Origin of the sequence: Gloeocapsopsis crepidinum LEGE 06123 (genome assembly GCF_015207655.1) — a bacterium.
GTDB classification, from domain to species: domain Bacteria; phylum Cyanobacteriota; class Cyanobacteriia; order Cyanobacteriales; family Chroococcidiopsidaceae; genus Gloeocapsopsis; species Gloeocapsopsis crepidinum.
Map to the genome: position 1 here is coordinate 35,434 of NZ_JADEWN010000024.1, position 26,028 is coordinate 61,461.

22 protein-coding genes are annotated in these 26,028 nt (G+C 41.3%); 13 read left to right on the forward strand and 9 right to left on the reverse strand.

Annotated features, from left to right (window positions below):
- The first annotated feature begins 19 nt into the window (after positions 1 to 19).
- The 3 genes from IQ230_RS11490 (at position 20) to IQ230_RS11500 (ending at position 1,252) form a co-directional block, all read left to right on the forward strand.
- Complete coding sequence (locus IQ230_RS11490) at positions 20 to 637, forward strand: cupin domain-containing protein (protein ID WP_193932129.1); 618 nt, start codon at positions 20 to 22, stop codon at positions 635 to 637.
- A 169-nt stretch (positions 638 to 806) separates the two neighbouring features.
- Positions 807 to 1,070 (forward strand): hypothetical protein, encoded by a 264-nt coding sequence (locus IQ230_RS11495; protein WP_228054776.1) that lies wholly within the window; start codon positions 807 to 809, stop codon positions 1,068 to 1,070.
- A complete protein-coding gene (locus tag IQ230_RS11500; protein ID WP_193932130.1) occupies positions 1,067 to 1,252 on the forward strand; it encodes a hypothetical protein in 186 nt (61 codons plus the stop codon). Before IQ230_RS11495 ends, IQ230_RS11500 begins: the two co-directional genes overlap by 4 nt.
- Positions 1,253 to 1,262: 10 nt before the next feature.
- Here IQ230_RS11500 and menD read toward each other — a convergent pair whose 3' ends face one another.
- Positions 1,263 to 3,035 (reverse strand): 2-succinyl-5-enolpyruvyl-6-hydroxy-3-cyclohexene-1-carboxylic-acid synthase, encoded by a 1,773-nt coding sequence (menD, locus tag IQ230_RS11505; protein ID WP_193932131.1) that lies wholly within the window; start codon positions 3,033 to 3,035, stop codon positions 1,263 to 1,265.
- Positions 3,036 to 3,083: 48 nt separating this feature from the next.
- Here menD and folB point away from each other — a divergent pair, with 48 nt between their 5' ends.
- Entirely contained in the window at positions 3,084 to 3,440 is a 357-nt protein-coding gene (gene folB / locus IQ230_RS11510) for a dihydroneopterin aldolase (RefSeq protein WP_193932132.1), read from the forward strand.
- A gap of 118 nt (positions 3,441 to 3,558) precedes the next feature.
- On the opposite strand, the gene IQ230_RS11515 is transcribed toward folB, so the two are convergent.
- From IQ230_RS11515 to IQ230_RS11540, 6 genes are all read right to left on the reverse strand, one after another.
- Positions 3,559 to 5,070: a trehalase family glycosidase gene (locus tag IQ230_RS11515; RefSeq protein WP_193932133.1), complete on the reverse strand. Its 1,512-nt coding sequence runs from the start codon at positions 5,068 to 5,070 to the stop codon at positions 3,559 to 3,561.
- Between the two features lie 49 nt (positions 5,071 to 5,119).
- The gene (locus IQ230_RS11520) at positions 5,120 to 6,220 is read right to left on the reverse strand and encodes an ABC transporter ATP-binding protein (RefSeq protein WP_193932134.1); all 1,101 of its coding nucleotides are present in this window, start codon (positions 6,218 to 6,220) and stop codon (positions 5,120 to 5,122) included.
- Positions 6,221 to 6,273: 53 nt separating this feature from the next.
- Positions 6,274 to 7,158, reverse strand: a complete 885-nt coding sequence (locus IQ230_RS11525) for a carbohydrate ABC transporter permease (RefSeq protein WP_099701511.1) — start codon at positions 7,156 to 7,158, stop codon at positions 6,274 to 6,276.
- A gap of 22 nt (positions 7,159 to 7,180) precedes the next feature.
- Positions 7,181 to 8,092 (reverse strand): carbohydrate ABC transporter permease, encoded by a 912-nt coding sequence (locus IQ230_RS11530; protein WP_193932135.1) that lies wholly within the window; start codon positions 8,090 to 8,092, stop codon positions 7,181 to 7,183.
- An 83-nt stretch (positions 8,093 to 8,175) separates the two neighbouring features.
- Complete coding sequence (locus IQ230_RS11535; RefSeq protein ID WP_193932136.1) at positions 8,176 to 9,486, reverse strand: ABC transporter substrate-binding protein; 1,311 nt, start codon at positions 9,484 to 9,486, stop codon at positions 8,176 to 8,178.
- Positions 9,487 to 9,971: 485 nt separating this feature from the next.
- Positions 9,972 to 10,946 carry a phosphotransferase gene (locus tag IQ230_RS11540; RefSeq protein ID WP_193932137.1) on the reverse strand — a complete coding sequence of 325 codons (975 nt, stop codon included), beginning with the start codon at positions 10,944 to 10,946 and terminating at the stop codon, positions 9,972 to 9,974.
- Positions 10,947 to 11,164: 218 nt separating this feature from the next.
- On the opposite strand from IQ230_RS11540, the gene IQ230_RS11545 reads away from it, so the two are divergent.
- The 4 genes from IQ230_RS11545 to IQ230_RS11560 all read left to right on the forward strand — a co-directional run bounded on the left by IQ230_RS11545 (position 11,165) and on the right by IQ230_RS11560 (position 15,828).
- A complete protein-coding gene (locus IQ230_RS11545; protein WP_193932138.1) occupies positions 11,165 to 12,229 on the forward strand; it encodes an amino acid ABC transporter substrate-binding protein in 1,065 nt (354 codons plus the stop codon).
- Between the two features lie 129 nt (positions 12,230 to 12,358).
- On the forward strand, positions 12,359 to 13,558 hold the full coding sequence (locus IQ230_RS11550) for an amino acid ABC transporter permease (RefSeq protein ID WP_193932139.1): 1,200 nt from the start codon (positions 12,359 to 12,361) through the stop codon (positions 13,556 to 13,558).
- An 85-nt stretch (positions 13,559 to 13,643) separates the two neighbouring features.
- Complete coding sequence (locus tag IQ230_RS11555) at positions 13,644 to 14,849, forward strand: amino acid ABC transporter permease (RefSeq protein ID WP_193932140.1); 1,206 nt, start codon at positions 13,644 to 13,646, stop codon at positions 14,847 to 14,849.
- 196 nt (positions 14,850 to 15,045) lie between these two features.
- The gene (locus IQ230_RS11560) at positions 15,046 to 15,828 is read left to right on the forward strand and encodes an amino acid ABC transporter ATP-binding protein (RefSeq protein WP_228054777.1); all 783 of its coding nucleotides are present in this window, start codon (positions 15,046 to 15,048) and stop codon (positions 15,826 to 15,828) included.
- Between the two features lie 330 nt (positions 15,829 to 16,158).
- Here IQ230_RS11560 and IQ230_RS11565 read toward each other — a convergent pair whose 3' ends face one another.
- A complete protein-coding gene (locus IQ230_RS11565; protein ID WP_105219540.1) occupies positions 16,159 to 16,362 on the reverse strand; it encodes a hypothetical protein in 204 nt (67 codons plus the stop codon).
- A 368-nt stretch (positions 16,363 to 16,730) separates the two neighbouring features.
- Here IQ230_RS11565 and ffh point away from each other — a divergent pair, with 368 nt between their 5' ends.
- A complete protein-coding gene (ffh, locus tag IQ230_RS11570) occupies positions 16,731 to 18,188 on the forward strand; it encodes a signal recognition particle protein (RefSeq protein WP_193932141.1) in 1,458 nt (485 codons plus the stop codon).
- Positions 18,189 to 19,046: 858 nt separating this feature from the next.
- On the forward strand, positions 19,047 to 19,568 hold the full coding sequence (locus IQ230_RS11575) for an outer membrane beta-barrel protein (RefSeq protein ID WP_193932142.1): 522 nt from the start codon (positions 19,047 to 19,049) through the stop codon (positions 19,566 to 19,568).
- A gap of 166 nt (positions 19,569 to 19,734) precedes the next feature.
- Here the strand turns inward: IQ230_RS11575 and IQ230_RS11580 are convergent, their stop codons facing one another.
- A complete protein-coding gene (locus tag IQ230_RS11580) occupies positions 19,735 to 21,333 on the reverse strand; it encodes a polysaccharide biosynthesis protein (protein WP_193932143.1) in 1,599 nt (532 codons plus the stop codon).
- Between the two features lie 697 nt (positions 21,334 to 22,030).
- On the opposite strand from IQ230_RS11580, the gene sir reads away from it, so the two are divergent.
- The 3 genes from sir (at position 22,031) to IQ230_RS11595 (ending at position 25,928) form a co-directional block, all read left to right on the forward strand.
- The gene (gene sir, locus IQ230_RS11585; protein WP_193932144.1) at positions 22,031 to 24,016 is read left to right on the forward strand and encodes a sulfite reductase, ferredoxin dependent; all 1,986 of its coding nucleotides are present in this window, start codon (positions 22,031 to 22,033) and stop codon (positions 24,014 to 24,016) included.
- 91 nt (positions 24,017 to 24,107) lie between these two features.
- Entirely contained in the window at positions 24,108 to 24,818 is a 711-nt protein-coding gene (locus tag IQ230_RS11590; RefSeq protein ID WP_193932145.1) for a 16S rRNA (uracil(1498)-N(3))-methyltransferase, read from the forward strand.
- A gap of 30 nt (positions 24,819 to 24,848) precedes the next feature.
- A complete protein-coding gene (locus IQ230_RS11595; protein ID WP_193932146.1) occupies positions 24,849 to 25,928 on the forward strand; it encodes a tetratricopeptide repeat protein in 1,080 nt (359 codons plus the stop codon).
- Positions 25,929 to 26,028 lie beyond the last annotated feature (100 nt).

A 26,028-nucleotide genomic window follows, 5' to 3' on the forward strand; every position in this document is an offset into this window, starting at 1 on the left:
ATATTTGGAGCATCAACTGATGAAAACGATTATTGCATTTGTCTTATTCACTGTTTTAATGCTTGTAATGCCCCTGAATGCATGGGCAGCGATTGCGCGGAGCGCAGCGCCAGAGGCAATCTCTATCCCTTCCACATCAAATCAACCTATTCAGTTGATTCATCCTGGAAAAGGCGAAACATTTCAAGTTGGAGGCGATTTTATCACATTCAAAACTCTCAGTGAGGACACTCCAGGAGAATTATCGGTGATTGAAATTACAGCTGCTCCCCAGTCAGGACCACCTTTGCACAAACATCCACCAGAAGTTTTTTACATTGTTGATGGAGAATTCGAGTTTTATGGTGCTTCACCCGAAGACACAGTTAAAGCCACTGCTGGAGATTTCATTCACATTCCCTCTGGTGCGCCTCACGCCTACAAAAATGTTGGGACAACTCCAGGAAAGTACTTACTTTTTACCTCAATTGCAGGAAACCCAGGGCAACTTTGGTTCCAAAAGTTTGAATATGAGATGAGCAACAGCTTGGGAAACCGAGTTACGGATGAAACATCTGCTTCTACAATTCCAAAGTTCTCGAATAACAAATCGATGGCTGCAATTGCTCGTAAGTACGGAATCGAATTCTTAGAGTGAATGAAGTAAGACTACGATAGAAAATACTGTAACTTTGTTAGTGAAAGCGATCGCTCGTTTTATACAGTTGGTGTAAAACTGTATTAGTTAAACAGTGAGGTAGGCAAAAATAACTGCACACAACATCTTAATCGATCGCTTATCTCCCTAATAAGTAAGAGAATGTATCATGGATAAAGCTATTATTGTTAGTATCACAGAACAAAGACAACTAGAAATTCCAGCAGAGATTCAAGCACATCTTCATCCTAGTGATGAATACATTGTGTGGAAAACAAAAGATGGTTTTTTATTTAAGAAAGTTCAAAAGAATTTAGAGCTAGCTGATCTACTTGAGAAGGTGAAAGAACTTGGTACTGATCCTAATCAACCTACTTTAGAAGAGATTAGTCAAATAGTACACGAGATTCGTACTTCAAATCCGAGAGCATGAAAGTTCTCCTTGACACCAATGTTTGGGTTTCAGGCTTACTCTTTAGCTACTGCCTTGCAGGTGATGTATATGCTATTGTTACAGGCGATCGCAATTTACTAATGCTTGAAAGGTTTGCCGGAATTTTAATTTTAAAACCTCAAGATTTTCTACGGATTGTGATTGATAAAGCTGGAAATTAAAAACTTAAAATTATAAATATTCTGTTGCCAACTTTCCTAAATTATCTTTTCGCCACTTAGCGTCAGCTTTTCTATCAGTTTTTAACTCTAAAACTCGTATACCTTTTGTAGGAAGTGGATTGAGTTTTTGTTGCAATTGTTCCCAAGAATAAATTAGCTCATGCTCTACATTGTAAGTAGCACATAGTTGAGCAAAATCTATATTTTGTGGTGTAGCAAAAAACTCTTCAAAGGGTGGTTCAAACTTAGAAATAGGCAGCATTTCAAAAATACCACCACCGTTATTATTAATCAGAACAATTGTTAAATGTCCAACAAACTTATTGTTAATTAAAAAACCGTTTGTATCGTGTAATAAAGCTAAATCGCCAGTGAGTAACACGCTACTTTGATTGCGATATGCTACTCCTAAGGCAGTGGACAATGTGCCATCAATACCATTTGCGCCCCGATTAAAAAATGGGCGAATATTGGAATTACTCGGTTTCCAGAAAAACTCCATATCGCGCACAGGCATACTATTGGCAACGAATAGGGGTGTTGCTGGTGGTAATGTTTGCGACAGTAACCAGGCGGCTTTACCTTCAAACAAATGATCAATTTCAGTCATTGTGCGATCGCACGCTGACCTTACTTTAGCTTCCACATCACACCACAACTGTAAATAGGCAGTTGGTGCTTTCGGTTCAATCAATTGCGCTAGCTGTTCTACTGTGGTTCGTAAATGAATTGTTTTGCCATGCAGTGGATCGAGATTATGATCGCAAGGATCAACAATCCAGCGCTGCGGTTGCGTAACACTTAACCAGTGACGCAAGTCTTTACTTGTGGGAAGTTCCCCGATTTGAATGACAATTTTTGGTTGTAGCTGTTGTGCTAATTGAGGATTGCGCACAATCAAATCGTAGGTAGAAATCAAATAAGGATTGAGATCCGCGTAGTTTCTGGCTGGGGAAAGTGCTTCGGCGAGTACGGGAAATTTAAGTGTTTTAGCAAGTTGGGCGATCGCGCCACAATATTCGCGTGGTTGTTGCGGTTGGGCGATTCCGGCGATGATAATTCCGCGATCGTATTGTTTCCACTCTTGAAGAGGGGTGAGGGGTGTTGGCGTTAGCGAAGCGAGGCGAAGCCCAGCAAGACGAAGTCCGGGGTGAGGGGTGAGGGGTGAAGATGTTATTCCATAAAAGAAGTCTTCAGGTTCAAGTTGTGATTGTAATGCAGCTGCGGTGGTGTCGGGGATGGGTGCTAAAGGATCGCGAAAGGGAATATTGAGATGGACGACTCCAGCAACAGGATAGCGCGATCGCTCCCATGCATGAATCAGTGTTTGGCGTAGATACGCCAAGATTTCAATATCTAATGAAGGTAGTGCTAATTCAGCGTACCAGTTGGGGTATGTATTGTATAACTTTGTTTGATCGATTGTTTGTCCTGAATGACAATCACGTAGTTCTGGGGGACGATCTGCGGTTAAGACAACCAGAGGAACTCGGCTTTCTCGTGCTTCAATAACTGCGGGGTAGAAATTTGCAGCGGCGGTTCCTGAGGTACAAACTAATACTACTGGGTGTCCTGCTTGACGAGCAATTCCCAATGCAAAGAATGCTGCTGAACGTTCGTCTAAAATAGGTATTGCTTCGACTCCATCAGTTTGGGCAAAGGCGATCGCTAGTGGTGTAGATCGCGAACCTGGACAAATCACGGCTGTTGTTAATCCTAGCCGTTTGAATGTCTCCGCTAAAATAGAAGCCCAGACGGTATTGGTGTTGCTGAAATCAAGCATGAGCAAGCAATGAGCGATTAGCCATTAGCTAATGATAAGGAAAATTGTATGGACTGTTTTCATTTAACAGGAATTCGCTGCTACGGTTACACAGGTTATTTGCCCGAAGAACAGGTTTTGGGTCAATGGTTTGAGGTAAATTTGACGCTATGGTTAGATTTATCCGTAGCAGGTAAGAGCGATGCGATTGAGGATACTCTCGACTACCGTAGCGTGATTAATGACGTGCAGCACTTGGTTAAAACCTCAAAATATGCGTTGATCGAACGCTTGGTGGATGCGATCGCTACATCTATTCTAGAATCTGATCGCGTCAAACAAGTTCAAGTTCGCTTAACAAAAATCGCTGCCCCAATTCCTGATTTTGGTGGCAAAATTACCGTTGAAATCACAAGAAGCAAGTAACTGAGTAAATTGTAAAATTGTAATGGGTAATTGAAAAATAAATATTTTTATCTTTGGGTGAAGTCGTTAGCAGTTAGCGATTAGCGATTAGCTTGTGTGGTGCTAAATGCTAATCTCATTACAGACTTAAGAAACTAAGTAGTTCTAAGAATACTCCGTTAGTCCAGCCAAAACCGATTTCGTTGGAACTATAGCCAAAGCGAATTTCATCAGAGACGTTGGCAGAACATTTAACTACATCGTATTTCTCGACAATTGCGCCGTATTTTTCAAATTCTCGGACAACTAATGTAATAAATCTTTGAGCAACATCTTTAGCTTGCGGGAGATAATGATAACGGCTTAAACCTTGTACAGTCATTAAATGTAAAGGTGCCCAACCAAACGGCGCGTCCCATTGATTGCCTGTTACATTAGTACTAGTTAGTAAACCACCTGGCGCTAAAAATTTTGATAAGTTTTCCACTACTTTCTCAGCTTGTTTTTGCGAAGCTATCCCAGCCCATAAAGGATAGAATGTAGTAGCAAATTCATACTGACTGCGTTGATGCGTGACAAAGTTATAATCAAAATAAAGTCCTGCTTGTTCGTCCCACATTAATTGATTAATAATTTGACTGCGCTTGGTGGCGCGATCGCTCCATATTTTTCCTAATGATTTTTTACGTAAAATTTGATAAATTTGTGCTATATCTTGCTCCATTTGATACAGCAAAACATTCAAACATACAGGTAAATATTGAGTAATTTCGAGATTAAACAATCCGAAGCGATGCGAACAATCAAATCCTGATTCGCGCATCGAGCGATCGCCTTGGTAAAATGATTCGGTGAAGCCGCTTGCTGAGTCATAATATACATCTAGTCCGGCGATTTCTTGTGTAGTATAATGCTCCAAAATTCTGTCATAGTGAGTTCTTCCCGCATCATCTTTTTCATCACTGATAACTTCAGGTGCGGGTCCTGTTCCAGAGTCAAAAAAACGTGAAAGCCCTGTTTCTGGGTGTAGATGTGGTTCTGTGATCCAGAAAGTGTAATACTTTTCAATTGCCGGAAGTACTGATTGCAACCATTGTTCATCTTGCGTATGCTCAAACAGTGCTAACACCATTAAAGTTAATACAGGAGGTTGCGATCGCGTCAAGAAATAGGTACGGTTAGCATTTAAAATTGTGCCGTAATGTTCAATTTCGTAGACAAGTTGATTGACTAAGCTTTGCCCAAGTTCTAATTCTCGATCTTGCAGTAACCCTAATAAAATAAAATAACTATCCCAACCAAACATTTCATTAAAACGTCCTCCAGGAACAACGTAGGAACCTGGCAGATAAAGTAATCCGTGTTCTTGAATTTGAGAAATATCTGCGGGTAAAGTTTTAACTTCTAAGGCATCAAATTCTTCTTTACTTAGAATTTGTTGTAATGATTGTTCAACTGTTAAGCGGTCTTCTTTGGAAGAAACATAGACAAGCCAAGGTGCGTTTTCGCCACGTTCAATTTTAGAATCATCAGCTGCAGCTAAAATATCTGCAGGCGATCGCGACAAAGTTTGCCAACTTTGTTTAATATATGCTCTGACGGCTGCAATTTGCTCGGTAGAGGGAAATTGTAAATTTGATAATTGCTGCATCACAATAAAAGTAGCTAGAGAAGCCAATTAGATATTATTACTCTAGCCACTAACTCATCGTTTCTACTCTTTGTCTTCCTACCAATGAATCTCCTGACTCAACGTCGAACCAGTGAATACTTTGTGGTGGTAAAGCAAGAGTAATTTCTTCGTTACTCCAAACTTGGTCTGTGGGTAACAATGCACGTACTGTCTGCGGTTCTGAATGCGAACTATTGACACGGACACTCACTAAGTTATGCATCCCTAAGTGTTCGACTAAAAATACTCTACCTTGGATAATATGTTCGTCTTCTGGTTGTGCAATCCGGACGTTTTCTGGGCGAATTCCTAACACAATTTGTGGGGGAACTGTGGGAATATCTAATAACGGAATTTGAAAATCGCCGAGTAGTGCATAACGCCCGCGACAAGGTAAAGTCAGGAGATTCATCTGCGGGCTACCGACAAATCCTGCAACAAATAAGTTAGCAGGATGACTGTAAATGCGATCTGGTGGTGCGAGTTGTTGAACATAGCCGTTGTTTAGCACTGCAACTTTAGAAGAAAGTGTCATTGCTTCGGTTTGGTCGTGGGTAACGTAGACCACTGGGGCTTTTTGAGTCGCAAAAATTTGTTTGAGATCTGCGCGGACACGTTCGCGTAGTAATGCATCAAGGTTACTTAAAGGTTCGTCGAGTAAAAATACTTGGGCTTGACGCACCAAAGCCCGACCAACAGCAACCCGCTGGCGTTGTCCTCCAGACATTTGACCTGGTTTGCGGTTGAGTAACTCTTCTAATCCAAGAAGTTGGGCAACTTCAGCAACACGCTGCTTGATTTCAGCGCGGGGAATATTTTTGAGTTTGAGTCCTGAAGCCAGGTTTTCAGAGACAGTCATATGAGGATACAATGCATAGCTTTGGAATACCATTGCCATATTGCGATCGCCTGGACGTCTAAAGGTGATATCTTCACCCCCCAGCCGGATTTGACCGCGTGTTGGTTCCTCAAGTCCCGCAATCATCCTTAACACTGTAGACTTACCACAACCTGAAGGACCAAGTAATGTTAAAAATTCTCCGTCTTCTACAGTGAGACTAACGTCTTTAACCGGAATAACTTTAGGAGAAAAGGTTTTATTTAAGTTTTTGAGTTCGAGTCTAGCCATTTTATTAGGGAGTAGTGATTAGTGATTAGTGATTAGTGACTAGCAACTAGCAACTAGCCTTTAACAGCGCCAGCAGTAAGACCTTGAACGATCTTGCGTTGGAAAAAGAGAACCAGCAAGACTAGTGGTAATGTACCAAGAACAGTTGCCGCAGCGATCGGACCATAAGGAATTTCAAATACCGAAGCCCCGCCTAATTGGGCTGCTGCAACAGGAATTGTTTTGAGTTCCTCGCGAGTTATGAATGTCAACGCGAAGATAAATTCGTTCCAGGCAAAAATGAAGGTAAGAATTCCGGTAGTGACTAAAGCTGGAAGTGTCATCGGGAGTAAGATTTGCCACAGCATTTGAAACGTGTTGTAGCCGTCTACCCTAGCAGAGTCTTCCAAGTCTTTTGGTAGTTGCTCAAAAAAGCTGCGCAGTACCAGAATTGTTAATGGCAAATTGATTGCAGTGTAGGGAACAATCAGTGCAAGGTAGTTATTACCCCATCCTAATTGTTGGATAATTTCTAAAAGTCCTATAAATAGCAAAATCCCTGGGAATAATGTAACGATTAGAATTCCTGCCAAAATCACTTTACCACCCCAAGGCCGTAACCGTGCCAGCGCATAAGAAGCCGGTGCGCCAAGAGTTAAAGCTAGTGCGGTAGAAACAATTGACACAAAAGCACTATTGAGGATGTAACGCCAAAATGGGCGTCGCACAAATAACTCGATATAGTGATCTAAGGTATAACGCGTCGGAAAATACACGGTTGGGACAGCAGCAATATCTTCATTGACTTTGAATGAAGTTAAAACCTGCCACATTACTGGCGCTAAGCAAAAGATGACAACAAGTATGACTGCGATGGTTGTTAATATCTTCCTCCAAGGAATCTTTGCCCCACCGGCTTGTCTAGGAGTTGTTGAAACTACTTCAGGAGTTGCAGTCATGGCAATTTTGGATTATGAAGAATTAAGTTGTACCAGATGTTCTGGCGCGTAATTTATTAAGGAGGAGGCTGGCGATCGCTACAGCTAAGATCAGTAATAAAAATGTCACTACGACGAGTGCTGCGCCATAACCAAAATCGAGGTAACGCATCACAGTTGAGTAGATGTAGAGTGATACCACTTCAGTTGCACCACCAGGACCACCACCAGTCATAACTTGGATGAGGTCGAAAACACCAAACGCTTGCGCAAATCTAAACAGCATTGCAATTAAAATTTGCGGTAGCAGTAGTGGTAAGGTAATTTGGCGGAAATTTTGCCAAGGTGTCGCACCATCAATCGAGTGCGCTTCGTACAAATCAGGTGAAATCGATTGCAAGCCTGCTAATAGCAAAATGCTAATAAATGGCGTTGTTTTCCAAACGTCAGCAAAGATCACCGCAAACATTGCTAGTGTTGGATCTCCTAGCCAGTTAATTCCCGTATTAATTATCCCCAGCCGCAGTAAGATATCGTTGACTATCCCAAATTGGTCGTTAAAAATCCACGCCCAAGCTAAACCAATTAATGCTGTTGGTAAAGCCCAAGGAATAATCGCTGATGTCCGCACTAAACCGCGTCCAAAAAACTTTTGATTGAGAATAAGTGCGATCGCTAATCCTAAAATTAGCTCTAACACAACTGAGGAAACCGTGAAGATAATTGTTACCCAGAAGCTTTGCCAAAAACGACCATCTCCTGCCATCCGCGAATAATTGTCAAACCCAGAAAAGACAGGTTGCAGTCGCGTTCCTAAGTTTTGAGTAAACAGACTCAGCCAAAAAGCACGGAGAATGGGATAACCAAAAACAAACAACAGCATCAGCAAGGCTGGTACAATCAAAATCCATGCTGTCCGTTGTTCGCGTCCTCGAATTGTCTTTGTATTAAACATCGAAGTTTGAAAGAAAGATATAGATTTCCAACAGTTTTGAACTCAGGATTCAACTCAAAATTCTTTACGAGAAACTCTAATTACTAACCTCTGTTTAGTAAGCGGCGAGTTTCATTTGCAGCAGCTTGCATGGCTTGTTCTGGAGTCATCCGATTCGTTAATGCTGCACTCAAATACCGTTGTAAAATATCCGATGTTTGAGCATATTGCGCGATCGGTGGACGTAATACTGCTTGCTGTACGACTTCGAGTAACTGCGGATAGTGAGGGTACTTAGCAACAATTTCTGGATCGGTAAATAACGATCGCCGACTAGGAACAAAACCAGCATTCAAAATAAAGTTCTTTTGTGCTTCTTCAGAGGTGAAGTATTGAATTGCCCGCCATGCTTCTTCGGGATGTCTCGTCGATGTGGAAATTCCTAAGCCCCAGCCACCAAGACACGCACCACCTGTTCTTCCAGGAGTTGCAACCATCGGCTTAATTGCAATTCTACCTTCAATTGGCGAACCCTCTTCTTGTGCTAACGGCCAAACATAAGGCCAATTGCGTAAAAACGCAGCTTGACCGCTTTGGAAAAAGCGTCGTGTTTCTTCTTCTTGGTATGTTGTCACTCCTGGCGGCGAAATTCCTTGTTGTATGGTGTCTTTCAAGAAGGCGATCGCTTGCAGCGTTTCCGGTCGATCTAATCCAACTTCAAGGTTTTCTGGATTCACCCAAAATCCACCAAAGCCCTCTAAAACTTCGATAAACATGGCGACGAGTCCTTCATATTGTCGCCCTTGCCAAACATAACCCCAGTTAATTAAGTCTTTTTGTTGCAAAGTTTGCGAGGCTTGAATCAAATCAGTAAAAGTTTCTGGTGGTTGCAATCCGGCTTGTTCGAGTAAGTCTGTGCGGTAGTAAAGCATCCCTACATCAGAACGCATCGGAATTCTATATAACCTACCTTCATAACGACTACCTTCAACATCTGCATCTGAAAATGCTTTTAATTCTTCAGCAGATATTCGATCAGTCAAATCCATCAACCACCCCGCAGCCGCAAATTTGGGTGTCCAAATGACGTCCATATTAATCAGGTCATATGGAGAATCACCCAAAATAAATGCCGAAGTATACAGATCTTCTAATAAGTTAGTAGCGTTAGGACCTTCAATAATATTGATGCGAATGTCAGGGTTTTTCGCCTCAAAGTCTCTCACAATTCCCTGTTGCCAAGGTTGCGCATCAGGGGCAGTCATTAGTAAATTCAGCGTTACTGGTTGCTGTGATAGTGCTATCCAGCTATAAAGTACGATGCCGAGGAAAAAAGCACTAAAAACACCTACACGTAAAAAACCTTGTCTTCTTAAAAATCTTTGCAGCTTGTTTAATGGTTTGCGGTACAACATTTTTCAATCAACATTCACGATCAACTCATGAGCAAAGGAATAAATTTAACTATCTGAATGAACAAATTTCGGCATTTGTTAGCAAATCTACTATGTTTTAAAAAACAGTAGAAAAAGTTCAGCTAACTTAACAAAAATTGTTTCAGATTGTAAATATCAACAACTTTGAAGTTTAGTTGGCAAGTATTACAGTAGCGCTTGATTACCTGAAGACACATTTTTTCGTGTCCAACAACAGGCGTCTCTCGAATAGAATATACCAAATACTGTAATATGTGTAACTTAATATTTATTTGATTTATGCCACATCTTTCTAAAGATATAGCAAGTAGTCAAAAAACAAATTTGTACAAAAATTAAACTAACTTATTATACAAATGATACAATAACCGCTGATAAAATGATTTTCACTCTCTTACACAAAGTGCTACAACTTTCATAGGAAACTACTAATTTTATTTTTTATCAATAATTATTGAAATTTATTAGGTAAGCTTACTTAATAAAGCTAGCTTGCTATCAAACCATTCTTCGGTAAACTCGCCGTAAGGTAGAACTTCTTCTACGACAGCGCAAGCAATTCCCATCACCCAGATATGTGCTACTTGTGTAAAAATAGGAATCGCGTTAACTTCAGCTTGGCTCAACTGCCGGATTTTTTGATATCCTTGCATAAAAGATTTATTAATACTGGCATCTAATTGCCAACGGTGGGTTGTATGAATAAATTTGGCAATATCAAATGCCCGCCAACCGTAGCCGCATTGGTCAAAATCAAATAGCGTTGGTTGATTTCCTACAAAATGGGCGTTTTCTGAATGGACATCACCGATACAAATTCCATAAGAGGGTGATGTTTGAAGTAGCGCTAAGTTGACTAACTGAGCTTTGATTTGCGCACTTAATTTGAGTAGATAGTGAATATCACTGTTGCGATGCTGGAATAGCAATGAGATTGCTGACATTGCCCAATCTAAAAGATACGCGCAATCTAACTCTGGACGGCTAAAACGACTAGTAAAATTATTTGTTGCTTGATGAATACTTGCAACAACTTCTCCTAATTGTTGACTTTGTTCGCGATTAATATTTTTACCGATCGCCCGACCTGGTGCATAGGAAAACACAGCAGCATAGCGTTGTCCTTCTGGGGATGCGATCGCTTCTGTAAATTCACCTGTTGTTTTAGCAATTGGGTAAGCAACAGGCAAATTGCAATTATGCAGATAATGTAATAGTTCTAGTTCAAAATTAATTGCCACTAGTGTTCGCCACTCATAGCGGTAAACGCGCAAAATGTATTGATGATTTTGTTCGGCTTCGACTAAATAAGTATCATTAAGACCGCGTTTGTATAACTTACACTTTTGTGTCGCTATAGGATAATGGCATAACACCTTTTCTATTAAAGCCTTTCCTGAAGGCAGCGAATGAATAACAGGAATAAATGGAGAACTCATGGTTAGCTATTAGCTATTAGCGTATTTCTTCGCTGTACTATTTAGTAAATAAAAATCACAAACTGTATCAGCAACTGCATTTACCATGTATATCAAATTATAAGATTAAACCGAAGTTAAGGCTGTCAAATTGGTAATATTAACTTTTATAAAAGATTGCAGTTGAGCTTGAGTTTAAGGTTGTAGATAACGACACGAGGAAATGCAGGAAGAAAAATATGCTCAAATGGAGTTCCCTGCTGTTGAGTGCAGCACTGTTGGCGGCTCCGCTATCGGGTTGTAGTCGGTTTTTATATCCCCAATTATCTGCCCAAGAAGGTGGTGCGGCATCAGGGGCAGTATTGAATCGGGTGAAAACCCGTGGCAGGTTATCTTGTGGCGTGAGTGGTAATTTGCCAGGATTTAGCTATGTGACTCAACAAGGTGAATATAACGGACTAGATGTTGATATCTGTCGGGCGATCGCAGCAGCAATGTTTGACGATCCACAAGCGGTAGATTTTCGCAATCTCACTGCCAAAGAGCGATTTACCGCATTACAAGCAGGGGAAATTGATGTCCTTAGCCGCAACACTACCTGGACAATTAGTCGCGATACATCAATTGGTCTAGAGTTTGCGCCTACAGTGTTTTACGACGGTCAGGGCATGATGGTAAAACAAAGTAGCGGCATCAAAGACTTAAAAGGATTGCAGGGAAGATCAGTTTGCGTTCAAACAGGCACAAGTACTGAACAGAACCTTGCTGACCAAATGCGCAAGCTAGGAGTTAAATATACACCTATTGTCTTTGAAGACGACAAAGCAACCTTTGCTGCCTATCAACAAGGACGTTGTGAAGGTGTCACTAGCGATCGCTCACAGTTAGTAGCGCAACGCAGTGCTTTACCTAACCCTGACGAACACATTCTCTTAGAGATTGTCATGTCCAAAGAACCACTCGCACCTGCGGTCAGAAATAACGACCCGCAATGGTATGACACCGTGAAGTGGGTGATCTTTGGCTTAATTGAAGCTGAAGAACTGGGAATTACTTCACAAAACATCGATTCTTTTGCCAATAGTGAAGATCCAGTTGTACGCCGATTACTAGGAACTGAAGGTGACTTAGGACAGGGTTTAGGTCTAACAAACGACTTTATCGCACGGGCAATTCGTGAAGTTGGTAACTACGGCGAAATCTATAACCGCAACCTTGGTCCTGATACGCAACTCAATCTCCCCCGTGGTCAAAACGAGTTATGGACTGATGGTGGACTACATTATGCACCTCCCTTCCGGTAAAAGAACAAAAAGTGCACAGGGAGTCGTGACGTGTTGAGTTTAAGAAAGATACTCGTTAAGAGTGTTGAGTTATGAGTTATTTTCTTCAATTCAAAACTCAAAACTAACCACTAGCCACTAATCAAACTGATGACTACACAGCGTCCACGGGTTACACGCAATACACCTAAATTTAAGGATTTACTCAGAGATACCCGATTTTGGCGAGTTGCCGGACAAGTAATTGCTGTATTGCTGTTTTTGTTATTGGTGATTTTAGTCGTCGATAACGTTATATACAATCTGCGTGCATTAGGCATTCAACTAGGGTTTGGCTTTCTCGGTTCGCAAGCTTCTTTCGACATTGGTGAAACTCTCATCTCATACAATCCAGCAGACAGTTACGGTCGAGCGATTTTAGTTGGACTCGTTAACTCGCTGCGCGTCATTGTTGTTGGGCTTGTTTTAGCAACAATTTTAGGTTTAGTTGCGGGAATCGCCCGATTATCAAATAACTGGTTAGTGCGGCAGTTGGCATTAGTGTATGTTGAAACAATTCGCAACATCCCGCTACTTTTACAACTCTTCTTTTGGTACTTTGCTTTCTTCTTACAATTACCAAATGTCGCTAACCAAATTACTCTTCCTGGTTCTACTTACTTATCAAGTCGCGGGTTATATCTACCGTGGATACAAGGAGGTGCGGGTGCGGGAGTATGGTTATTATTACTTGCGTTAGGCATTGCTGGAGCGATCGCAGTGTGGCAGTGGCGAACCCAAGTTATGCAAGAACGTGGCGTTCGTGGCAATCAGATGTTGTGGGCTTTAGCACCAATTGTTGTGGCGATCGCACTTGCTTACATTATCAATGGTGCAATTCCGTTTAGGATCACTTTGCCACAAATGGTAGATACCGAGCAAATTGAAGGTGGGCTGCGTTTATCACCTGAATTCGGAACTTTGCTTCTGGGACTTGTTGTTTATACAGGAAGTTTCATCGCCGAAATTGTCCGCGCCGGAATTCAGGCAGTTCCTCAAGGGCAGTGGGAAGCAGCGCGTGCTTTAGGACTCAAATCAGGAAGAATCATGCAGAGTGTTGTTTTACCTCAAGCTTTACGCGTGATTATCCCGCCACTGACAAGTCAATATCTTAATCTTGCGAAAAACTCAAGTCTAGCGATCGCGATTGGTTTTCCTGATGTTTATTTTGTTGCTTCAACAACGTTTAACCAAACAGGTCGTGCAGTAGAAGTGATGTTTCTCATCATGATTACCTACCTCACAATTAGTTTAATTATCTCTCTGGCTATGAACTTATTTAATCGTACTGTGCAATTCAAAGAAAGATAACGATTTAAGGTTTTGAGTTTTAAGTTTTGAATTGAAGAAAATAACTCATAACTCAACACTCTTAACGAGTAACTCTCTTAAACTTATGCAAACTGAATTACCTCCTCCTGTTGCACCTCCAATTAGTCGCGCTTCCTCGCCTTGGGAATGGATGCGTGTCAATTTGTTCAGTACTTGGTACAACATCATTCTGACGATAGTTTGTGTTGTTATCATCGTTGTCGGAATCAGTAATTTATTGCGCTGGGTGTTTGATATAGCGCAGTGGAATGTTGTTGTAACGAACTTGCAGTTATTCTTTGTTGGTAGATTTCCTCCCGAACTCTACTGGCGCGTTTGGTTATCATTAGGAGTCCTTGCCTGTTTAGCCGGAATTGCTTGGGGTTTTAGTCGCACGGATGCGCGTTGGTTAAGTCATTCTACTTTGATTGCTTTAGGTGTCATCGTTGCTGCAGTCATCTTGCTACCAATACCATTATCATCACGGTTGTGGTTAGTGACGATCGCTCTTGTAGCAACTATTGGCTATGCAGCCGGACGGCAATTACCACCAAATCTTAGTAGCTGGCTTCCTGTCATGTGGGGAGTTGCGTTTCTTCTTGTCTGGTGGTTGATTAAAGGGGGCTTGGGTTTAGCACCTACCCCAACTACTGTTTGGTCAGGACTATTATTAACATTACTCACCGCAACAACAAGTATCATTCTTTCGTTTCCTTTAGGAGTGTTACTAGCGTTAGGAAGGCAAAGTCCGCTTCCTGTTGTTCGTGGTCTATCAACGCTCTATATTGAAGTCATCCGAGGCTTGCCATTAATCGGTATCTTATTTTTAGCTCAAGTGATGCTACCCCTATTTCTTCCACCGTGGTTTCGCGATTTGGATCGGGTGCTACGTGCGATCGCTGGACTAGTACTATTTAGTGCTGCGTATCTTGCCGAAAACGTTCGTGGTGGTTTGCAAGCTGTTCCCCGCGGACAAGCCGAAGCTGCTAAAGCATTAGGACTTGGCGCACCTTTGACAGTTTCATTGATTGTGTTACCTCAAGCCTTAAAAGCCGTAATTCCAGCAATTGTTGGTCAGTTTATCAGCTTATTCAAAGATACTTCATTGCTAGCACTATTTGGCTTACTCGAATTAACCGGAATCGCTCGCTCTATTTTGGCACAACCAGAATTTATTGGGCGCTACGCTGAAGTGTACTTATTTATTGGTTTAATTTACTGGATCTTCTGCTATGGAATGTCGCAAGCCAGCCGCAATCTCGAACGCAAGTTAAATGTTGGTCAGCGGTAGAAGGGCTGAGTGAAAAAGTGACTAGTGGCTAGTAGTTAGTAACAGGGGCAAAGAGGAGCCAGTACGATGCGCAGGTGGCGCGGCGCTCCAAGCGGACTTCGTCGCCCTCCGTTATAGCAACTAACATCGAGGAATCAGTATAAAGCGTTACTAATACCAATGACTTAATACCATTCAACCAAGGAGAAACACAACAATGACACAGCAGACTATTACAACAGAAACAGATGCTTCGCTACCACAAAAACCCGCGATCATCGCTGAGAATGTCCATAAATGGTATGCCAGCAATAAATTCCATGTCTTGCGCGGTGTCAGTCTTAATGTCTACCGTGGTGAAGTTGTTGTCATTATGGGACCTTCTGGTTCAGGGAAATCAACCTTTATTCGTACATTTAACGCTTTAGAAGAGTACCAGCAGGGCAGAATTGAAATTGATGGCATTGAATTATCCCATGACTTACGCAACATCGATGCAATTCGCAAAGAGGTCGGGATGGTGTTTCAACAATTCAACTTGTTTCCCCATCTAACGGTACTTGATAATGTCACCCTAGCACCCATTTGGGTAAGACGCTGGGCGAAAAAAAGAGCAGAAGAAGTTGCGATGCAGCTACTTGAAAAAGTCGGAATTTTAGAACAAGCGCGTAAATATCCAGGTCAACTCTCTGGCGGTCAACAACAACGAGTCGCGATCGCCCGCGCTTTAGCGATGCAACCAAAAATTATGCTTTTTGATGAACCAACATCTGCCCTCGATCCAGAAATGGTGAGGGAAGTTTTAGATGTGATGCGATCGCTTGCGCAATCAGGTATCACAATGGTTGTTGTCACTCACGAAGTTGGTTTTGCACGTGAGGTTGCCGATCGCATTGTCTTGATGGATGGTGGCGTAATAGTCGAAGAAGCGACACCTCAAGAATTCTTTCAAAACCCGAAAGAAGAACGTACGCAGAAGTTTTTGTCTCAAATACTATAGTAGAGATCAAGGGTCAGCGGTCAGAGGACGCGCTTTTCTCAGACCTACGGTTCAGGGTTAAAAACGAAATTGTGTTGACTCTTGCCATATCGAGTCACGACAAATGTGTCATCTCTTTTGTTCCAAGACAGAATGTTAAGCATAAACAAAGGCGTTCTTTGTATAAAAAAGAACGCCCACAAAAAGCAACAGAATAGTTGTTATCTTCCTAGCTAGGAATTTAGTTCTTTATGACTTTACCCGCGCTGAAATTGCGTGGCAGATTGTAGAATGATAAAATTATTGAGTTATTTGTGATACTTTGATTACTGCAAGTATTAGTGTTTGTACTCAGCTCATAGTTGCTGAACTACGGTCATAAGTACTGCGGAAGCTGGGATTGACCTTGCCTTGAATATCTTGAATGTAGTGGAGATATTCTGTGCCATCTAAACCCATCTCTTCTGCTGCACGATTGAGCATGGATTGTTGACGATTTCTAATGAGGTGATGGTGACGCATCATTAGGGCACGGGCTTGATCTTGAGTAGACATACTGGCTTCCTCGTTGAATAATTTGTTTGCACTTTTTCTTTACATATTCAATATATCAGACAATTCTGTAACGAAAAATACAAAATGGGCTATTTTAATAAAAATTTATATTTCTCTTATTTTAGTAAGACGATCGCAAATTCTTTATATTGAGGATTCATTCGTTTGCGCCCTAGCCTAACACCTGCAGCTAATGGCAATCCTTACGGGGAAATCATCCTACCTGCGGGAAAGCTAGCTTTTGCGTAAGCCCAGGTTTCATTGATGTTCCCCAAGCCTGCTTCCTAGTTGCTGAGCATTTAACGTAGTAGTAGAAAGCAAATAAATCGGCTGACACAATAATATAGACGAGCGGATTTTGACGAATTATGTTTGATGCACTTGCTGACCGTTTAGATTCTGCCTGGAAAAAGCTGCGGGGTCAAGACAAGATTACCCAGTCCAACATTCAAGAAGCACTCCGAGAAGTGCGCCGTGCGCTATTAGAAGCAGACGTTAATTTACAAGTAGTTAAAGACTTTATCACCGAAGTCGAAACTAAGGCACAGGGTGCTGAAGTGATTGCTGGGGTAAAACCCGATCAGCAGTTCATCAAAATTGTTTATGAAGAACTTGTGCAGGTGATGGGAGAAACGAATATTCCTCTAGCACAAGTAGAACAGCCACCAACGATTGTGCTGATGGCAGGTTTACAGGGAACTGGAAAAACAACTGCAACTGCCAAATTAGCATTACATCTGCGCAAATTAGAACGCAGTTGCATGATGGTAGCTACCGACGTTTATCGTCCAGCAGCGATCGATCAACTGGTGACACTAGGTAAACAAATTGATGTGCCAGTGTTTGAGATGGGAAGTGATGCTAACCCTGTAGAAATTGCTCGACAAGGAGTCGAACGTGCGAAAGCAGAAGGTGTAGACACCGTCATTATCGACACTGCAGGGCGCTTGCAAATTGACCAAGACATGATGGCAGAGTTAGCCCAAATTAAAGAAGTAGTGCAACCTCACGAAGTTCTACTCGTTGTGGATGCAATGACAGGTCAAGAAGCGGCAAATCTAACGCGCACCTTCCACGATGAAATTGGCATTACAGGAGCAATTCTGACCAAACTTGACGGCGATAGTCGAGGCGGGGCGGCGCTATCAGTAAGACAGATTTCAGGTCAACCAATTAAGTTTGTTGGCGTTGGGGAGAAAGTCGAAGCACTGCAACCGTTTTACCCCGATCGCATGGCATCGCGAATTTTAGGGATGGGAGATGTCTTAACGTTGGTAGAAAAAGCGCAAGAGGAAATCGATCTTGCTGATGCTGCCAAGATGCAAGAAAAAATGATGGCAGCTAAATTTGACTTTACCGATTTTCTTAAGCAAATGCGGCTGTTGAAAAACATGGGTTCCCTTGGCGGAATCATGAAAATGATTCCAGGTATGAATAAGTTATCGGAAGATCAACTCAAGCAAGGCGAAACCCAGCTGAAGCGTGCTGAGGCAATGATTAATTCTATGACGACACAAGAACGCCGCGATCCTGATTTACTGGCAAGTTCTCCCAACCGAAGAAAACGCATTGCCAATGGTTCCGGTTACAAAGAAGCCGATGTCAATAAGTTGGTGGGTGATTTCCAAAAAATGCGATCGCTCATGCAACAAATGACTCAAGGTGGCTTGCCTGGGATGCCAGGAATGTTCGGTGGTGGTATGGGCAATCCTCTCGCCGCAGGCGGTAATCGTCCCTCAGCACCAGGTTGGCGTGGTTACAGTGGTGGTGGCACAGCCAAGAAGAAGAAAAAAGAGAAGAAGAAAAAAGGTTTTGGCAATCTTTAGACGGCGATCAGACGGGGGTCAGAGTGGCAGAGATGCATCTACAATTACTAGATTGTGGTGCTTTAACCTTCCCCCGTTTCCTTGTTCGTTACTATTTCACTAGACCTCCTGCATGAATCAAAAAATCATCGATGTCATTCTGAACGAAACGCAGTGCAGTGAAGCATCTCAGGAGATGTTTCGCTGCGCTCAAACATGACAACTTTAAGTATTCGCATAGGAGGTCTACTCAATGCCCTACTTGAAGCTGCAATTTGATAAATGAGTCTACGGAAGTGGATATGATTTGTTTAACTACGAATTTATCCGCCAAGCTCAAATTGGTATTAAGTCAAGCAGGAGTGCTTCACGCGTAAAGATAGGCAAAACAGTAAAAAATCATAGTTTGTTGGATCTAGGCTAGCTTACCAAGCCATATCATCACCAATGAGTAGCTAGACCATTATGGCTGAGTAGTTGCTCATCATATCATCACCTTCTTTACTAATTTAAGTAATAAATCGCATTTAATCTCACATTCACTTTAGTCTTTCTCTTATTTGTAGCTGCAAGCTTTTTCCCTAGAGTGATATCGCTGCCCAAAAAACCACTCTATCTTAAGCTAGATTTTTTATCTATTTGAGTTAAATAATTAGCGCTGTAGCAGTGTGACAGTTGCAAAACAGTCTATAAAAATAACTAATAATATAATTAGTTGCTATACAAACGGTGTAGCAATTTAGTTGAAAAGCCTTACTTTTTAAATCTTTTCTTGATACATAAAATATATTTTTATAAATAAAATTGGAACTTTTTTATAAGAAATTCGACTTTATAACTAAAGACACAAAACACTAAATTAATGTAAGGGTAAAGATTATGAAACTCTCTTTAAAAGCTGCTATAATTTCTGTGTCAGCATTAGTTATTGCACCTATTCTCTCAGCCGAACAAGCTGCTGCTCAACCAACTGGTACTAATGCTAGCTATATTGGTGGTGGTATTGCTGCTGGAGTAACAAATGGCGGACAAACAGGAGACGCTGCTACCTTTGGTGGAAATATTCAAGCTCGTTATGCAATTCCTAATACTCCTGTTTCAGCTCGTGGTGCTATTCTTTTTAGCGACGAAACTAGTGCTATTATGCCAATTGTTTCTTACGACGTACCAGTTTTTAATAACACCAACGTTTATGTTGGTGGAGGATACTCCTTCGTAGAACAAAACGGTAGACCTACTCCTTTAGGTAACAGAAACTCTTTTGTTTTAACAACAGGAGTAGAAACTCAAGTAGCTAGAGACATTGTTCTTTACAGCGATGCTAAGTTAGGCATTCGTGCTTATGAAAATAGCCCAGCTTCTGCTGTTAGTTTCCAAGCTGGTGCAGCTTACCGCTTCTAGATTGATACAAAAAAAGCAAGTATTTTAAAACTTGCTTCTTAATTACAGTTAGTTGGGGCTGTCACAGACAACCCCTTTTTTGTCTCTGAAAAAAGACGTGGAGTGGGTAGGTAAGATGCCCACACTTGGTAATTCAAGCTTGTAATAAGTCAAATCAATAAGATAACTAAACAGAAACTGTAAAAGCAGGTGGAGGAATACTAACTACAGAACTTAATTCACACCAATTGTATTGAAGTACTGCATTGAGATATGTTACTTCTTGTTTGATTGAAGGTAGTGTTTTTAGCAAATTGACTAAAGCTTCAAATTCATAAGTATTTTGATAAGTACTGAGCAAACAATTCTGAGTGAGTCTACCATACAATCCCTTAACAACTAATTCAACAATATCTTGATGGCATTCTATAGATGTTCCTTCTGATAAGAGTTGCTTAGGATTAGTGCCCCATTTTAAAATTTTGAGTAAAGCTTGGGGAGAAGTTTGAGAAAAAATAGAATTTGTAATCTCTTTGATTGCTGTTTTAAGCCCGTATTTGATATTAATTTCTGGTAAATTTAAATTATTTACTAGTGTTTGTATAATTGCTAAATGTTTATCTAACACTTCGCCAGAAAAATTAGCAATTTCTGCAATCATCATATCTCCTGATGCTTCTAATTGGGAGTTTTCTAAAGCATTAATCAGTAGATTAGTTTCTGTAGGCTTACTCCAATTAAATTGCCCTAAAAAACAAGGTTCTTCATAACCTGGTAGAAGTCCTTGGAAATAAATTGGTAGCTTTTTGCCTGATTCGAGAATTTTGTAGAGGGCTATTTCTAATGTTTCTGTAGGCCATCCTAAATTGCGTACAGTAAGAAATTTTAGTTTTTTTGGCTGCGATATTACAAGGGTATTGAGTAATAGATGTAATGCTTCGTTAATATTTTGTGCTGTGATGTAGCGATGAGGAGTATGAATATTAATAATTTTGCCTTGCTGTACTTTGTCTGATATTTGCTGACATACAGAACTATTGTTCAACATATGAGTGAAGCGCACCATTCCATAAGTCACGTTGCTGTTTTGTGCAGCTTTTGCTATCAACCACTCACAGAGTTTTTTGGATGCAGCGTAAACTTCTGCGGTAAAGTACCTCGCTGCTTTACCGGTTGATGAGAAAACACAGTGCTGTATGCCATATTCTTCGCAAAGCTGAATGATATGTTGAGTACCGTAAATTGCTGTGGAAACTGTTTCTCTAATTTGAATTTCTGCAAGCCCAGGAAGGCGTTGTGCTGCTAAATGAAAAACAATGTTTGGTTTCTCTGTTTCAAAAATATACTTGAGGGCGTGGTAGTTACGGACATCGGCTGCGTATAAAGCGATCGCTTGCTTTTGCACTTTGATTGGTTTAGACTCGTATAAACTCGCACACCTTGCTTTATCAACTGAAACAACTTGTCTTGCACCTAATTCCACAAGTTTTTTGACTAATTCACTGCCAACACAGCCTTCTCCACCTGTTACCAGGACAACTTTTCCTTGTACTTTGTTGCATACTGCAGACTTATACAAATGAATCGTGCGTCCCCACACGTCAGTAAAAGGATCTTCCTGTAATTGCTCTTCTGCTTGATAAGCTTGAATCAAGTCCGATGTTAATTGTGTTAGGCTTGCAAGTACTTGAGAATGTTGCGGTTCTGGCGAACCCAGTGGAACTAACTCTTGTATGCGCTTGATAATCTCAGATTTGCTAGTAGCACGAACCACTGGTAAAGGCACCTGATACTCTCCTTTATCTGCTTTAGCTAATTAGTTAACTTTTTAAAAAGTGGGTAAAAAAATATACCTAGCTTTATTCATCTTTTTATATCTTGTATAAAAGCTATCTAGTAAGCTATCAACAGAGAATTGATGCAATCTTAAAAAATAGGGTAGATTAGTTAATTTTTGTCTGTATTACCTTAAGGATTGTGTAATTGATACAGAAAGCACTTGCAAGTTGTGGTATCGATGAAGACGTTGGTGACTAAATTTAGATCAAAACAAAGCTATTGAGACTGAATGCTGATTAATCAACAAATGTTTATCCCAAATCTCCATTGAGGAATCAGCCTAGGAATTATTACTTAGTAGTTGTAATACAGAAGCGATCGCACTACCCAAGCTTCACCCCAAATGTATGTAGAATGACCTTTGAGCGTGCGTAGATATTTTACTTAAATATATAGAATATATAGCTAAAAAAATTGAATTTGGTTAACCAACTTAATAAGGAACAGGTCTACATAATCCTTGTTTTATCTGCACAGGAGTTGTTTAACACCATAAGGGTAACTCCTTTTTCTATCGTGTTAAGATCGAAATATTCACCATAATGCCGACTGGTTTACTGGAGATTCAGTAGCCGATAGTGTGATTAACTATTCGCGTCTGTAATAAATCTATATTAAAGTTAAAATCTGCTAAACAAAATTCAATGGTTAATTCTTCAATTCCTACGCCCGCAACAAGAAAGCCTTCTAAAGTAGAAGGAATTAAAGAACGCAGTAGTTTTTTACGCGAACCTGTAGCTACAGAACTTCTACAGGATACTACGCATTTTACAGAAGAAGCTGTTCAAATCTTAAAGTTCCACGGCTCATATCAGCAAGATAACCGCGACAATCGGGTTAAGGGACAGGAAAAAGATTACCAATTCATGCTGCGGACAAAGAATCCAGGTGGATTGGTACCACCACAGCTGTACTTAACTCTAGATCGTCTAGCAGAAGAATATGGAAATCAGACGTTACGTGCGACAACGCGACAAGGATTTCAGTTACATGGGATTTTGAAGAAAAATCTCAAAAATGCGATCGCGGCAATTATCGAAAATCTCGGTTCAACACTAGCTGCCTGTGGTGATGTGAACCGCAATGTCATGGCACCACCTGCCCCGTTTAAAAATCGTACTGACTATCAATATGCGTGGAAATATGCTCAAAATATTGCCGATTTGCTAACGCCGCAAACAGGAGCATACTACGAAATTTGGTTGGATGGGGAAAAGGCAATTAGTGCAGAAGAAGATCCCGCAGTCAAAGAAGCACGGCAGAAAAACGGTAGTGGCACAATTGTTCATGAAGGTGAGGAACCAATTTATGGCACTCACTACATGCCGCGTAAGTTTAAAGTTTGCGTCACAGTCCCCGAAGATAACTCGGTTGATTTGTTTTCTCAAGACTTAACGTTGGTTGTCATGCTGAACCAGCAAGAGTTACAAGGATTTAATGTCTATGCTGGTGGTGGCTTAGGACGGACGCATAACAAAGAAGAAACTTTTGCCCGCTTAGCCGATCCAATTTGTTATGTCGATAAAGAAGACGTTTACGACATTGTTAAGGCAATTGTTGCGACACAAAGAGATTATGGCGATCGCACAGATAGACGTCATGCCCGTTTAAAATATCTCATTCACGATTGGGGTGTTGATAAATTCCGCTCTATGGTGGAAAAATACTTTGGTAAACCATTACAACCATTCCAGCCATTACCAGAGTTTAAATACGAAGACTTCCTCGGTTGGCACGAACAAGGAGACGGCAAACTCTTTTTAGGAATTTCCGTGCAAAACGGGCGGATTATGGATGATGAAAAAATGCAACTACGCACCGCCCTACGCGAGATTGTCGAACAGTTCAATTTACCAATGCGGCTCACACCGCACCATAATGTTATTTTCTACGAGATTGAACCTGAAAAACGGCAAGCGATTGAAGGAATTCTGAGTCGCCATCATGTAGAAGCTGATCCGAATGCAATCAAACCTTTAGTCCGTTACGCAATGGCTTGCCCTGCTTTACCAACGTGTGGTTTGGCAACAACAGAATCTGAACGGATCATCCCTAGTGTTTTAGATCGCATTGAAGCGCTGCTAGACAAAGTAGGTTTAAGTAATGAGCATTTTATCATCCGGATGACGGGTTGTCCGAATGGATGTGCTAGACCATATATGGCAGAACTAGGGTTTGTTGGTACTGGTCCAGAAATGTACCAAATTTGGTTGGGTGGTAGTCCAAATCAAACGAGATTGGCACAAGTCTATATTGAGAAAATGCCTCTTAACAATATGGAGGCAGAATTTGAACCAATCTTTGTATACTACAAACAAGCTCGCCAAGCTGAAGAGTCATTAGGGGATTTTTGCGATCGCGTCGGTTTTCCAGCAATTCGAGAGTTTGCCACAAACTATACTCCGCAGGCTATCGAAGAAACTGTACAACCTGCTAGCGACGAGTTTACAGGTAATGGTATTGCTGTTATTAAAACTCCAGTAAGTAACGGTAAGCTAAGATCTCGTCACCGCATTAGCATCCGCGATGATGTTTATGACAAGTTGAAAGCCATTGGCACTCGTGAAGGAAAAACCTTAACTGCAATGGTGAATGAAGCGTTAGAGACTTACCTGAAAGATCAGTTGTAATTTTAGGTCAATCATATCACTCCGGCACTAGCCACTAGCCACCAACCACATCACAGGTAATTCACCGGACTTGATATTCATCTAAACACTGATGGCGCAATTACAACGATTGGCGATCGATCCTTCACAGCTGCACAACGAGCAAATTTTGCTGGCGACCGAACAACAACACTATCTCGGTCGAGTGTTACGGCTACATGAGGGCGATCGCTTTATTGCAATGGATGGTACGGGAAATTCTTGGCTAGCCGTCTTTTTAGGAAACCAAGCCCAAATTCTAGAATCAATTGTTGTCGAATCTGAGTTAAAAGTTCCTGTCACTTTAATTTTGGCATTACCAAAAGGAAATGGCTTTGATGAAGTCGTCCGCTGCTGTACAGAAATCGGCGTGAGTTGTATCGTACCAACGTTGAGCGATCGCACTTTACTACAACCAAGTCCGCAAAAGTTAGAACGCTGGCGGCGTATTGCTAAAGAAGCTGCTGAACAATCAGAACGCAGCATAATTCCAACCGTCTTAGAACCACTTCCTTTAAATCAAGCGCTTGCAGCAGCAACAGCAAAGTATTTGTATTTTTGCGTAGCAAGACGTAACTCTCCTCACTTACAAACAGTTCTCCCGCTTTCAATTCCAGCAGAAATTGCTATTGCAATTGGACCTGAAGGAGGATGGACAACACAAGAAATTGAAAGTGCGATCGCTGCAGGATTTCAACTTGTTTCGCTAGGTAATAGAGTTTTACGTGCCATTACTGCGCCAATTGTCGCGATGTCGTTAGTATCAGCAGCTTTTGATGGGTAATTTAAGGAGAAGATATCCTCTTTATTGTTTATGATTGAGCAAATTGCTGCTGCAATGAAGTGTCAAGAGTACCGCCTCGCCGCACAGTTAGTCAAACAAGTCCTTCAAGAATCACTACAAAATCCTTGGGCGCAACTTTATTTAGGGCAATTACACGAAGTCTCTCATAAATTTGCGTCAGCACAAAGCGTTTATCGTCAATTGCTACAACAGACAACTAATCCCAAAATTGTTTTTCAGGCACGCCAAGGTTTACAGCGAGTCGAGGAAAAGTTATGCCAGCAAAGACAAGATGCGATCGCCCAAGCAACTGCTGATCCTAGCAATATGCAAATGGGTGTACTCATTCTAGAACCAATTCCTCCTGAAAGTAGAACTGCAGCTGCTCAAACCTTTGCCAAAGTTATGCAGATCGATCCTTATACAGCACGTCTAAAGTTACCAACGCGCGGCTGGAGACTTTATAAAAGTGGCAAAATTGGAGAACTGCGCTACTTAGGAGAGAATTTACGTGCTGCGGGTATTCCTTGTTTTTGGGCAACACTCGCAGAAATTGAAAAAATTCAGGTTTTTCAAGTAAACTACTTTCACTCAGCAACGCCTCCAACTGTTGTTTATCACAATGAACAAGGTCAACAAGGTTCATTGACCTTTGACTGGTTAGAAAGTCAACGAGTTACAGCACAATTACCAATATTTGAGCAAGTGGTAGACCGTGACGTGCGCGGTAAACTACAGCATAAAACACAAACGCAAGACTACGCGCAATTGTGCGATCTTCATCTTCCTGAAAGATTATGTATTGTACGATTGTGCGATCGCAGCTACCAGTTTCAACAAGGATTCAAATTCATCAACCAACCTAATAATCAAACAGTGAGACTCAATTGGAATTGTCTCAGTCATTTTTTAGCACAAAAAAAACCCCAAGCAGATGTTTGGGATTTTTTATCTTTTGCAGATACCGTACTTGACCAAGTAGAATTGCTAGGACGCCTCAAGTCTCATATTAATTTGTTCCGAAGAACTGAAACAACTTGGGATGCAGCATTTCACCTGTATAGTGAGCTAGTCTTGATCAGAACTGTCAACAAGAAACCTCTTGCATGAATGCGAGTGCGAATGAATTCGCCGTTATACAAACGAAGTCCACGGAGGTGGACTCACTGTTAAATCTTTTATTTTAGTGTGCGCTCGTCAACTTTGTTTA